This window comes from Kineosporia sp. NBRC 101677 (genome assembly GCF_030269265.1).
GTDB classification, from domain to species: domain Bacteria; phylum Actinomycetota; class Actinomycetes; order Actinomycetales; family Kineosporiaceae; genus Kineosporia; species Kineosporia rhizophila.
Genome location: NZ_BSTA01000001.1, coordinates 226,612 through 240,057, shown reverse-complemented (window position 1 = coordinate 240,057; position 13,446 = coordinate 226,612). Strand labels below are relative to the sequence as shown.

Here is a 13,446-nt window from a genome sequence, read left to right as displayed (position 1 = left end):
GCACACTCGTGACCGGCGACGTGCCGAGGTTGCCAGCACCGGCTGAGATTGCCGGGTAGACAGTCCTGGCCTTTTACGAGTAGGGTGAGCCTTTGCGCTGACCTCTGCCCTCCCCTGCGACCCATTCGCGGGAGATTCAGAGCGCGCGCACGTTACGCCCGCAGGCCCGTGGAAGGACCCCTCTTGGCTGCCTCGCGCACCGCGTTCAGTGGCTCGACTACCCCGTCAGGCCGTATCTCTTTCGCCAAGATCCATGAACCGCTTGAGGTTCCGAACCTCCTGGCATTGCAGACCGAGGCCTTCGACTGGCTCCTCGGCAACGACAAGTGGCAGGGCCGTGTCCAGGCGGCCATCGACGGTGGCAACCAGGCCGTCCCGACCACCTCCGGCCTCGAGGAGATCTTCGAGGAGATCTCGCCGATCGAGGACTTCTCCGGATCGATGAGCCTGTCGTTCCGCGATCACCGCTTCGAACCGCCCAAGTACTCGATCGACGAGTGCAAGGAGCGGGACATGACGTACTCGGCCCCGCTCTTCGTGACGGCCGAGTTCATGAACACCACCACGGGGGAGATCAAGAGCCAGACCGTCTTCATGGGCGACTTCCCGCTCATGACCGAGCGCGGCACGTTCGTGATCAACGGTACCGAGCGCGTGGTCGTCTCCCAGCTGGTCCGTTCGCCGGGCGTGTACTTCGAGCGCTCGATCGACAAGACGTCCGACAAGGACATCTACACGGCCAAGGTGATCCCGTCGCGCGGTGCGTGGCTGGAGTTCGAGATCGACAAGCGCGACATGGTCGGTGTCCGCATCGACCGCAAGCGCAAGCAGTCGGTCACCGTGCTGCTGAAGGCCCTCGGCTGGTCCGAGGCGCAGATCCTGGAGGAGTTCGGCGAGGTCGACTCGATCCGCCAGACCCTCGAGAAGGACCACACCGCCAGCACCGACGAGGCGTTGCTGGACATCTACCGGAAGCTGCGCCCGGGCGAACCGCCGACGCGGGAGGCCGCGCAGACGCTTCTGGAGAACCTGTACTTCAACCCGAAGCGCTACGACCTGGCCAAGGTCGGCCGGTACAAGATCAACAAGAAGCTGGGCCTGAGCCAGCCGCTGTCCGACAGCGTGCTCACGGTGGACGACATCATCGCGGCCATCCGGTTCCTGGTCACGCTGCACGCCGGCGGCAACCAGATGCCCGGCACCAAGAACGGTGAGCCGATCGACCTGGTGGTCGAGGTCGACGACATCGACCACTTCGGCAACCGTCGTCTGCGCACCGTGGGCGAGCTGATCCAGAACCAGGTCCGCACCGGCCTGTCCCGGATGGAGCGCGTCGTCCGCGAGCGGATGACCACCCAGGACGTCGAGGCGATCACCCCGCAGACCCTGATCAACATCCGCCCCGTGGTGGCGTCGATCAAGGAGTTCTTCGGCACCTCGCAGCTGTCGCAGTTCATGGACCAGAACAACCCGCTGGCCGGCCTGACCCACAAGCGCCGCCTCTCGGCGCTGGGCCCGGGTGGTCTGTCCCGTGAGCGGGCCGGGTTCGAGGTCCGTGACGTGCACACCTCGCACTACGGCCGGATGTGCCCGATCGAGACCCCGGAAGGCCCGAACATCGGCCTGATCGGCTCGCTCGCCACCTACGCGCGGATCAACCCGTTCGGTTTCGTCGAGACCCCGTACCGCAAGGCCGAGAACGGCCAGGTCCTCGACGAGATCCAGTACCTGACCGCCGACGAGGAAGACCACGTCGTGGTCGCCCAGGCGAACGCGCTGCTGACCGAGGACAACCGGTTCGCCGAGGAAGGCGTCCTGTCCCGCTCCAAGGACGGCGAGGCCGAACTGGTCCCGGCCAACGAGGTCGACTACATGGACGTCTCGGCCCGGCAGATGGTCTCCGTGGCCACCGCGCTGATCCCGTTCCTCGAGCACGACGACGCCAACCGCGCCCTGATGGGCTCGAACATGCAGCGTCAGGCCGTGCCACTGGTGAAGTCCGAGGCTCCGCTGGTGGGTACCGGCATGGAGTTCCGGGCCGCGGTGGACGCCGGTGACGTGGTCGTCGCGCACACCGCCGGTGTGGTCACCGAGGTGTCGGCCGAGGCCGTCACCACGATGAACGACGACGGTTCGCACACCACGTACAAGATCGCCAAGTTCCGCCGGTCCAACCAGGGCACCTCCTACAACCAGCGCGTGCTGGTCGACGAGGGTGCGCGCCTGGAGGTCGGCTCGGTCATCGCCGACGGCCCGGCCACCGACCTGGGCGAGATGGCCCTGGGCAAGAACCTGCTGGTCGCGTTCATGTCCTGGGAAGGGCACAACTACGAGGACGCGATCATCCTCTCCCAGCGTCTGGTGCAGGACGACGTCCTCTCCTCGATCCACATCGAGGAGCACGAGGTCGACGCCCGCGACACCAAGCTGGGCCCGGAGGAGATCACCCGGGACATCCCGAACGTCGCCGAGGAGGTCCTGGCCGACCTCGACGAGCGGGGCATCATCCGGATCGGTGCCGAGGTCGTGCCCGGCGACATCCTGGTCGGCAAGGTCACGCCCAAGGGCGAGACCGAGCTGACCCCGGAGGAACGCCTGCTGCGCGCCATCTTCGGTGAGAAGGCCCGGGAGGTCCGGGACACCTCGCTGAAGGTGCCGCACGGTGAGAGCGGCACGGTCATCGGCGTCAAGGTCTTCGACCGCGAGGACGGCGACGAGCTGCCCCCCGGTGTCAACCAGCTGGTGCGCGTGTACGTGGCGCAGAAGCGGAAGATCACCGACGGCGACAAGCTGGCCGGCCGGCACGGCAACAAGGGCGTCATCTCCAAGATCCTCCCCGTCGAGGACATGCCGTTCCTCGAGGACGGCACCCCGGTCGACATCGTGCTCAACCCGCTCGGTGTGCCGAGCCGGATGAACGTGGGCCAGGTCCTGGAGACGCACCTGGGCTGGGTCGCCTCGCGCGGCTGGGAGATCGAGGGCGACCCCGACTGGGCGAAGCTGATCACCCCGGACCGCCGCCAGGCCGAGCCGAACACCCGGGTCGCCTCGCCGGTCTTCGACGGTGTGCGGGAAGAGGAGATCATCGGTCTGCTCGACTCCACCCGCAAGACCCGTGACGGCGTGCGCCTGATCGACGGTTCCGGCAAGGCGACGATCTTCGACGGCCGCACCGGCGAGAAGCTGCCGATGCCGGTCTCGGTGGGCTACATGTACATCCTGAAGCTCCACCACCTGGTCGACGACAAGATCCACGCCCGTTCCACCGGCCCCTACTCGATGATCACGCAGCAGCCGCTGGGTGGTAAGGCGCAGTTCGGTGGCCAGCGCTTCGGTGAGATGGAGGTGTGGGCCCTGGAGGCCTACGGCGCCTCCTACGCCCTGCAGGAACTGCTGACGATCAAGTCGGACGACGTGGTCGGCCGGGTGAAGGTCTACGAGGCCATCGTCAAGGGCGAGAACATCCCCGAGCCGGGCATCCCGGAGTCGTTCAAGGTTCTGATCAAGGAAATGCAGTCGCTCTGCCTCAACGTGGAGGTGCTGTCCAGCGACGGCACGTCCATCGAGATGCGCGACTCGGACGAGGACGTGTTCCGGGCCGCCGAGGAGCTGGGCATCGACCTGTCCCGCCGCGAGCCGAGCAGCGTCGAGGAAGTCTGATCCGCTGAGGCCGGCCGCGCGTCCTGCGGGACGCGCGGCCTGGCCCACGGCTCACCTGAGCTACGAGCACGGTCAGTAGAAAACAAGAACTACCCAGGAGAAAGCAGGCAACGTCTTGCTGGACGTTAACTTCTTCGACGAACTGCGTATCGGCCTGGCCACCGCCGAGAACATCCGGCAGTGGTCGCACGGCGAGGTGAAGAAGCCGGAGACCATCAACTACCGCACCCTGAAGCCGGAGAAGGACGGGCTCTTCTGCGAGAAGATCTTCGGCCCCACCCGGGACTGGGAGTGCTACTGCGGTAAGTACAAGCGGGTTCGCTTCAAGGGCATCATCTGCGAGCGCTGTGGCGTCGAGGTCACGCGCGCCAAGGTGCGCCGCGAGCGGATGGGCCACATCGAGCTGGCCGCCCCGGTCACCCACATCTGGTACTTCAAGGGTGTCCCGAGCCGGCTCGGCTACCTGCTCGACCTGGCGCCGAAGGACCTCGAGAAGGTCATCTACTTCGCCGCCTACATGATCACCTGGGTCGACGACGAGAACCGTCACCGGGATCTGCCCTCGATGGAAGCCAACATCGAGGTGGAGAAGAAGGAGATCGAGAACCGGCGCGACGCCGACGTCGAGGCCCGGGCCAAGCGCCTGGAGAGCGACCTGGCCGAGCTCGAGGCCGAGGGCGCCAAGGGTGACGTGCGCCGCAAGGTCAAGGAGTCGGCCGAGCGCGAGATGTCGCAGCTGCGCAAGCGCGCCGACGCCGAGATCGACCGCATCCAGCAGGTCTGGGACCGCTTCAAGAACCTGAAGGTCCAGGACCTCGAGGGTGACGAGATCCTGTACCGCGAGATGCGGGACCGGTTCGGCATGTACTTCGAGGGCGGGATGGGCGCCGCCGCGATCCAGAAGCGGCTGGAGTCGTTCGACCTGGACGCCGAGGCCGACAACCTGCGCGAGACCATCGCGACCGGCAAGGGCCAGCGCAAGACCCGCGCCCTGAAGCGGCTCAAGGTCGTCTCCGCGTTCCTCACCACGAACAACTCGCCGCTGGGCATGGTGCTCGACTGCGTCCCGGTGATCCCGCCGGACCTGCGCCCGATGGTGCAGCTGGACGGTGGCCGGTTCGCCACCTCCGACCTGAACGACCTGTACCGCCGCGTGATCAACCGGAACAACCGGCTCAAGCGCCTGCTCGACCTGGGCGCGCCGGAGATCATCGTCAACAACGAGAAGCGGATGCTGCAGGAGGCCGTCGACGCGCTGTTCGACAACGGCCGCCGCGGCCGGCCGGTGACCGGCCCGGGCAACCGCCCGCTGAAGTCGTTGTCCGACATGCTCAAGGGCAAGCAGGGTCGTTTCCGGCAGAACCTGCTCGGTAAGCGCGTCGACTACTCCGGCCGTTCGGTCATCGTGGTCGGCCCGCAGCTGAAGCTGCACCAGTGCGGTCTGCCCAAGCAGATGGCCCTGGAGCTGTTCAAGCCGTTCGTGATGAAGCGCCTGGTCGACCTGAACCACGCGCAGAACATCAAGTCGGCCAAGCGGATGGTCGAGCGCGCCCGCCCGGTGGTGTGGGACGTGCTGGAAGAGGTCATCTCCGAGCACCCGGTCCTGCTGAACCGCGCGCCCACCCTGCACCGTCTGGGCATCCAGGCGTTCGAGCCGCAGCTGGTCGAGGGCAAGGCCATCCAGATCCACCCGCTGGTCTGCTCGGCCTTCAACGCCGACTTCGACGGCGACCAGATGGCGGTGCACCTGCCGCTGTCGGCCGAGGCCCAGGCCGAGGCCCGGATCCTGATGCTCTCGAGCAACAACATCCTGAAGCCGGCCGACGGCCGGCCGGTGACCATGCCCACCCAGGACATGATCATCGGTCTGTACCACCTGACTCTCGACAACGACGAGAGCCCGGTCGGCGAGGGGCGTTCGTTCAGCTCGGTGTCCGAGGCCCAGATGGCCTTCGACAGCGGTCACCTGCACCTGCAGGCGAAGATCAAGCTGCGCTTCGACGACATCGTGCCGCCGCGCGACTGGGTCGCTCCCGAGGAGTGGGTCCAGGGCGACCCGATCATCCTCGAGACCAGCCTGGGCCGGGCGCTGTTCAACCAGACCCTGCCGCCGGACTACGCGTTCGTCGACCAGGTGGTGGGCAAGAAGGAACTCTCGGCGATCGTCAACGACCTCGCCGAGCGTTACCCGAAGGTCGCCGTGGCCGCGACGCTGGACGCCCTCAAGGCGGCCGGTTTCCACTGGGCCACCCGCTCGGGCGTCACGGTCTCGATCTCCGACGTGGTCACCCCGCCGGCCAAGGCGGGCATCCTCGACGAGCACGAGACCCGCGCCGCCAAGGTGCAGTCGCAGTACCTGCGCGGTCTGATCACCGACGAGGAGCGCCGTCAGGAGCTCATCGGGATCTGGACCGAGGCGACCAACCGGGTCGCCAAGGCGATGGAGGACAACCTCCCGCGGACCAACTCCATCTTCAAGATGGTGTCCTCGGGTGCCCGTGGTAACTGGATGCAGATGCGCCAGATCGCGGGTATGCGAGGCCTGGTGGCCAACCCCAAGGGCGAGATCATCCCGCGCCCGATCAAGGCCAACTTCCGCGAGGGCCTGTCGGTGGTCGAGTTCTTCATCTCGACCCACGGTGCCCGTAAGGGTCTGGCCGACACCGCCCTGCGTACCGCCGACTCGGGTTACCTGACCCGTCGTCTGGTGGACGTCTCGCAGGACGTGATCATCCGCGAGGAGGACTGCGGCACCGAGCGCGGTCTGATGATGCCGATCGCCACCACCGGTGCCGACGGCACGATCCGGGCCCACGACTCGGTCGAGAACAGCGTCTACGCGCGGTCTCTCGCCCAGGACGTGGTGGTCGGCGGCGAGGTCGTCCTGGCCGCCAACACCGACCTGGGTGACCCGAGCATCGAGCTGCTGCTGGGCAAGGGCGTCTCCGAGGTCAAGGTGCGCTCCGTGCTCACCTGCGAGTCCAAGGTCGGCACCTGCGCCCGCTGCTACGGCCGGTCGCTGGCGGCCGGTCACCTCGTGGACATCGGCGAGGCCGTCGGCATCATCGCGGCCCAGTCGATCGGTGAGCCGGGTACCCAGCTGACCATGCGTACCTTCCACACCGGTGGTGTCGCGGGTGAGGACATCACCCACGGTCTGCCGCGTGTGCAGGAGCTCTTCGAGGCCCGTACCCCCAAGGGCGTGGCCCCGATCTCCGAGGCCGCCGGCCGGGTGCGGATCGACGACACCGACCGTTCGCGCAAGCTGGTCGTGGTGCCGGACGACGGCTCCGAAGAGGTCGCCTACCCGGTGTCGAAGCGTTCCCGCCTGCTGGTGGAGGACGGTCAGCAGGTCGAGGTCGGCCAGAAGCTGATCCAGGGCGCGATCGACCCCAAGCAGGTGCTGCGCATCCTCGGGCCGCGTGCGGTCCAGGTGCACCTGGTCGACGAGGTGCAGAACGTGTACCGCAGCCAGGGTGTGGGTATCCACGACAAGCACATCGAGGTGATCGTCCGCCAGATGCTGAAGCGGGTCACCATCATCGAGTCCGGCGACGCCGAGCTGCTGCCCGGTGAGCTGGTCGAGCGGGCCCGGTTCGAGACCGAGAACCGGCGCGTGGTGGCCGAGGGCCTCCAGCCCGCCTCGGCCCGTCCGGACCTGATGGGGATCACGAAGGCGTCGCTGGCGACCGACTCGTGGCTGTCGGCGGCCTCCTTCCAGGAGACCACCCGGGTGCTCACGAACGCCGCGATGGAGGGCCGCAGCGACCCGCTGCTGGGCCTCAAGGAGAACGTCATCCTCGGTAAGCTCATCCCGGCCGGTACGGGTCTGCCCCGCTACCGCAACGTGCGGGTCGAGCCGACCGAAGAGGCGAAGGCCGCCATGTACGCGATGCCCGGCTACGAAGAGGTCGACTACGGCCACTTCGGGGTGGGCACCGGTCAGGCGGTCCCGCTGGAGGAGTTCGACCTCGGCCGTTACGACCGCTGAGGCTCGGGACCACTGATGTGCCCCAGGCGGCTCCGCGTTCCGGAGGAACAAAACCGGCACGCGGGGCCGTTTGGGATCGAGGTAGCAGTGGTGGGGCCGGCGTCCGGCCGGCCCCGCTCTGTCAGCAGGACGAGGCGAAGAGACAAGCGCCTCACCCGTGTGCGGGCCGTTTTGACGCTCGCCGCGGGCAACGGGTAGCCTCACACTTCGTGCCCGAGTTCTCTCGGGCTGCCGCGCGTGCCCTCCTGACGGTCCGGAAGCTGTCAGCGTGCGATACGCAGCGGAGCTCCCACCCCGCGGGACGTCGCCGGGCCAGGTCGCGAGGTAAGCGACACGCCCGAGCGCGGGGTGCGGCCCCAGAGGCTGTGCGCGACGATCCGGACAACCGCAAGGCCAGTAAGACAGCAAGTCAGGTAGAGCAGCACAAGCGAGCAGAGAGTTCGGAGAACCGGTGCCCACGATCCAGCAGCTGGTCCGAAAGGGCCGGCAGGACAAGGTCAGCAAGACCAAGACCCCTGCTCTGAAGGGCAGCCCCCAGCGCCGCGGCGTGTGCACGCGTGTGTACACGACCACGCCGAAGAAGCCGAACTCCGCTCTGCGCAAGGTCGCTCGTGTGAAGCTGACCTCCCAGATCGAGGTCACGGCGTACATCCCGGGTGTCGGTCACAACCTGCAGGAGCACTCGATCGTGCTCGTCCGCGGCGGCCGTGTGAAGGACCTCCCCGGCGTGCGGTACAAGATCATCCGCGGTTCCCTCGACACCCAGGGTGTGAAGAACCGTAAGCAGGCTCGCAGCCGTTACGGCGCGAAGAAGGAGAAGAGCTAATGCCCCGCAAGGGCCCGGCCCCGAAGCGGCCGCTCGTCATCGACCCCGTGTACGGCTCGCCGCTGGTCACCCAGCTGGTGAACAAGATCCTCCTCGACGGTAAGAAGTCCACCGCCGAGAAGATCGTCTACGAAGCGCTCGAGGGCTGCCGCGACAAGACCGGTAACGACCCGGTCATCACGCTGAAGCGCGCGCTCGACAACGTGAAGCCGACCCTCGAGGTCCGCAGCCGCCGCGTCGGTGGCGCGACCTACCAGGTCCCGGTCGAGGTCAAGGCCGGCCGCTCCACCACGCTGGCCCTGCGCTGGCTGGTGGGCTACTCCCGGGCCCGTCGGGAAAAGACGATGACGGACCGTCTGATGAACGAGATCCTGGACGCGTCCAACGGTCTCGGCGCGGCGGTCAAGCGTCGCGAGGACACCCACAAGATGGCCGAGTCGAACCGCGCGTTCGCTCACTACCGCTGGTAATTAAGCCGGTAGTCATCTACCCACCGCTGCGGCCGCCGGGATCCGGCGGCCACAGTGGCGCCGGGGAAGCCCGGCAGTCAAGCACTGCGGGTCTTTCCCCCCTGAAACACAAACCTCATGAGAGAGGCGATCGACGTGGCACAAGACGTGCTGACGGACCTCAACAAGGTCCGCAACATCGGCATCATGGCTCACATCGACGCCGGCAAGACCACCACCACTGAGCGGATCCTGTTCTACACCGGGATCAACTACAAGATCGGTGAGGTCCACGACGGCGCGGCCACGATGGACTGGATGGAGCAGGAGCAGGAGCGGGGTATCACCATCACCTCCGCCGCCACCACCTGCTTCTGGGAAGGCAACCAGATCAACCTGATCGACACCCCCGGGCACGTCGACTTCACCGTCGAGGTCGAGCGCAACCTGCGCGTCCTCGACGGCGCGGTCGCGGTGTTCGACGGCAAGGAGGGTGTCGAGCCGCAGTCGGAGACGGTGTGGCGGCAGGCCGACAAGTACGACGTCCCGCGGATCTGCTTCGTCAACAAGATGGACAAGCTCGGCGCGGACTTCTACTTCACGGTCCAGACGATCATCGACCGTCTGGGTGCGAAGCCGCTGGTCGTCCAGCTGCCGATCGGTGCCGAGTCCGACTTCCTCGGTGTCATCGACCTGATCTACATGCGGGCGCTGACCTGGCGGGGCGACACCGGCAAGGGTGAGGCCTACGAGATCGAGGAGATCCCGGCCGACCTCAAGGAGAAGGCCGAGGAGTGGCGGCAGAAGCTGCTCGAGACCGTGGCCGAGTCCGACGAGGCACTGCTCGAGAAGTTCTTCGGCGGCGAGGAGCTCACGCCCGAGGAGATCAAGGGCGCGATCCGCAAGATGACGATCGCCTCCGAGGTCAACCCGGTGCTGTGCGGTTCGGCGTTCAAGAACAAGGGCGTGCAGCCCATGCTCGACGCCGTGATCGACTACCTGCCGACCCCGCTGGACGTCCCGGACGTCGAGGGCACCGACCCGAAGGACGAGGAGAAGACCCTCACCCGGGCCGCGAACAACGACGCCCCGTTCTCCGCCCTGGCCTTCAAGATCGCGGCGCACCCGTTCTTCGGGAAGCTGACCTACATCCGGGTGTACTCCGGCAAGGTGGCCAGCGGCGCCCAGGTCGTGAACTCGACCAAGGGCAAGAAGGAGCGCATCGGGAAGATCTTCCAGATGCACTCCAACAAGGAGAACCCGGTCGAGGAGGCCGCGGCCGGCCACATCTACGCGGTCATCGGGCTGAAGGACACCACGACCGGTGAGACGCTCTCCGACCCGACGAACCCCATCGTCCTGGAGTCGATGACGTTCCCGGAGCCGGTCATCTCGGTGGCGATCGAGCCGAAGACCAAGGGCGACCAGGAGAAGCTGGGCACCGCGATCCAGAAGCTCGCCGAGGAGGACCCGACGTTCCAGGTCCGCCAGGACGAGGAGACGGGTCAGACGATCATCGCCGGCATGGGCGAGCTCCACCTGGACATCCTGGTGGACCGCATGCGCCGCGAGTTCAAGGTCGAGGCGAACGTCGGCAAGCCGCAGGTCGCCTACCGCGAGACCATCCGCAAGGCGGTCGTCAAGCTCGACTACACCCACAAGAAGCAGACCGGTGGGTCGGGCCAGTACGCCAAGGTGCAGGTGACCATCGAGCCGATGGACACGTCGGAAGGCGTGTTCTACGAGTTCGAGAACAAGGTCACCGGTGGTCGCGTCCCGCGCGAGTACATCCCGAGCGTGGACGCCGGTATCCAGGACGCCATGCAGTTCGGCATCCTGGCGGGCTACCCGCTGGTCGGCATCAAGGCCATCCTGCTCGACGGTGCGGCGCACGACGTCGACTCGTCCGAGATGGCGTTCAAGATCGCCGGCTCGATGGTGCTGAAGGAGGCTGCCCGCAAGGCCAGCCCCGTGCTCCTGGAGCCGATGATGGCCGTCGAGGTGCGCACGCCGATGGAGTACATGGGCGACGTGATCGGCGACCTGAACTCCCGCCGTGGCCAGATCCAGGCCATGGAGGACATCAGTGGCGCCAAGGTCGTCAAGGCCCTGGTTCCGCTGTCGGAGATGTTCGGTTACGTCGGAGACCTGCGCAGCAAGACGCAGGGGCGCGCCGTCTACACCATGCAGTTCGACTCCTACGCAGAGGTTCCCCGGAACGTTGCGGAAGAGATCATCAAGAAGGTTCGCGGCGAGTAATCGCGCCACCAGCATCCCGTCGAACCAAGAACAGAAATCAACCCGTCCGACAGGAGGACCCCGTGGCGAAGGCGAAGTTCGAGCGGACTAAGCCGCACGTCAACATCGGTACCATTGGTCACATCGACCACGGTAAGACGACGCTGACGGCTGCGATCAGCAAGACCCTGCACACCAAGTGGCCGGACCTCAACCCGGACACGCAGGCGTTCGACCAGATCGACAAGGCGCCGGAAGAGCGCCAGCGTGGTATCACGATCTCGATCGCTCACATCGAGTACCAGACCGAGACGCGTCACTACGCGCACGTCGACTGCCCCGGTCACGCCGACTACATCAAGAACATGATCACCGGTGCGGCCCAGATGGACGGCGCCATCCTCGTGGTGGCGGCGACCGACGGCCCGATGCCGCAGACCCGTGAGCACGTGCTGCTCGCGCGTCAGGTCGGCGTCCCCTACATCGTCGTGGCCCTGAACAAGTCCGACATGGTGGACGACGAAGAGATCATGGAGCTCGTCGAGCTCGAGGTCCGTGAGCTCCTGTCCTCCTACGAGTTCCCGGGCGACGACCTGCCGATCGTGCGGGTCTCCGCGCTGAAGGCTCTCGAGGGCGACGCCGAGTGGCAGGAGAAGGTCCTCGAGCTGCTGGCCGCGGTCGACGAGCACATCCCCGAGCCGCAGCGGGACACGGACAAGCCGTTCCTGATGCCGATCGAGGACGTCTTCACGATCACCGGTCGTGGCACCGTCGTGACCGGCAAGGTCGAGCGCGGCATCCTGAAGACCAACGAGACCGTCGAGATCGTCGGGATCAAGGACAAGTCGACGACCACCACGGTCACGGCGATCGAGATGTTCCGCAAGACCCTCGACGAGGCCATGGCCGGCGAGAACTGCGGTCTGCTCCTGCGTGGTATCAAGCGCGAGGACGTGGAGCGCGGCCAGGTCGTGGTCAAGCCGGGCTCGATCACCCCGCACACGAACTTCGAGGCGAACGTCTACATCCTCTCGAAGGACGAGGGTGGCCGTCACACGCCGTTCTACGACTCCTACCGTCCGCAGTTCTACTTCCGGACCACGGACGTCACCGGCGTTGTGAAGCTCCCCGAGGGCACCGAGATGGTCATGCCGGGCGACAACACCGAGATGTCGGTCGAGCTGATCCAGCCGATCGCCATGGAGGACGGCCTGCTGTTCGCCATCCGTGAGGGTGGCCGGACCGTCGGTTCGGGTCGCGTCACCAAGATCATCAAGTAGTACTCTCCAGCGGCGGCAGCCTTCGGGCTGTCGCCGCTGGCGTGCGTTCAGGGTCCTTCCGGCCCGGCGCCGCTGTGCCGGCCACCTCCTGGCCGTGGACCTCCGGATCGTTCCGGTCGGTGCGCAGCTCCCAACCAACCGAACTCGCGGAATGCGAAAGCGGGGGAGCGCTCTCCGGTCCGGGCGAGGGTGGCCCACGCAGGGGATGACGGGTCTGGCGGCGCGGTCCGGAAGTCCTGGAACCCCGGTGGTAGCACCTGGTCACCGGGGGGGAGGTGTTCACCGTCAGGACCGCGATTGGTCAACGGTGGGCTGCGTCTGGCACACTGGACAGGTTGCTCGCGCACAGCCGTGTCCGTCGCGCCCTTTGTGGGGCCCGGAATGGCCGCGCGCAGTGACCACCAACAGCACCAACCGGTTCAGACTCCTGGTCTCGTCGGTAACGACGGGCAAGTCTGATCGACGAACGCGACACGCCCGACCTCGGGGGTCGGTGTTCGACAGCCTGACCCAGAACGGGGTGTCAGCGTCGCAGAAGACGTGGAACACCAGCACGACCAGCTAGACAGCAGTTGCGAAGGCCCGAGCCGCGCTCCACGGCCCGGGTGGACCACAGACAGTGCCGACCGGTCGCTACTCCAGGCCGGTCAACGCCTGTCGACCAAGCGAAAGAGAGCGCAACGACGCCATGGCGGGACAAAAGATCCGCATCCGGCTGAAGGCCTACGACCACGAGGTCATCGACAGCTCGGCCCGCAAGATCGTCGACACGGTCGTTCGCACGGGCGCGACGGTCGCAGGGCCGGTGCCGCTGCCGACGGAGAAGAACGTTTTCTGCGTCATCCGTTCGCCGCACAAGTACAAGGACAGCCGCGAGCACTTCGAGATGCGCACCCACAAGCGGTTGATCGACATCATCAACCCGACGCCGAAGACGGTGGACTCGCTGATGCGGCTTGACCTGCCCGCCGGCGTGGACATCGAGATCAAGCTCTAGAAGGA

7 protein-coding genes are annotated in these 13,446 nt (G+C 66.6%); all 7 read left to right on the top strand.

Annotated features, from left to right (window positions below):
* Positions 1–183 precede the first annotated feature (183 nt).
* The 7 genes from rpoB to rpsJ all read left to right on the top strand — a co-directional run bounded on the left by rpoB (position 184) and on the right by rpsJ (position 13,441).
* Entirely contained in the window at positions 184–3,660 is a 3,477-nt protein-coding gene (gene rpoB, locus QSK18_RS01115) for a DNA-directed RNA polymerase subunit beta (RefSeq protein WP_269810150.1), read from the top strand.
* A gap of 115 nt (positions 3,661–3,775) precedes the next feature.
* On the top strand, positions 3,776–7,651 hold the full coding sequence (locus QSK18_RS01110) for a DNA-directed RNA polymerase subunit beta' (RefSeq protein WP_232811226.1): 3,876 nt from the start codon (positions 3,776–3,778) through the stop codon (positions 7,649–7,651).
* Between the two features lie 451 nt (positions 7,652–8,102).
* Entirely contained in the window at positions 8,103–8,477 is a 375-nt protein-coding gene (gene rpsL / locus QSK18_RS01105) for a 30S ribosomal protein S12 (RefSeq protein WP_052530777.1), read from the top strand.
* Positions 8,477–8,947 carry a 30S ribosomal protein S7 gene (gene rpsG / locus QSK18_RS01100; protein WP_052530778.1) on the top strand — a complete coding sequence of 157 codons (471 nt, stop codon included), beginning with the start codon at positions 8,477–8,479 and terminating at the stop codon, positions 8,945–8,947. The genes rpsL and rpsG overlap by 1 nt, the downstream gene beginning before the upstream one ends.
* 135 nt (positions 8,948–9,082) lie before the next feature.
* Entirely contained in the window at positions 9,083–11,185 is a 2,103-nt protein-coding gene (fusA, locus tag QSK18_RS01095; protein WP_232811443.1) for an elongation factor G, read from the top strand.
* A gap of 62 nt (positions 11,186–11,247) precedes the next feature.
* Positions 11,248–12,444, top strand: a complete 1,197-nt coding sequence (gene tuf / locus QSK18_RS01090; RefSeq protein WP_232811228.1) for an elongation factor Tu — start codon at positions 11,248–11,250, stop codon at positions 12,442–12,444.
* Between the two features lie 688 nt (positions 12,445–13,132).
* Complete coding sequence (gene rpsJ, locus QSK18_RS01085) at positions 13,133–13,441, top strand: 30S ribosomal protein S10 (RefSeq protein WP_052530780.1); 309 nt, start codon at positions 13,133–13,135, stop codon at positions 13,439–13,441.
* The last annotated feature ends 5 nt before the right edge of the window (positions 13,442–13,446 follow it).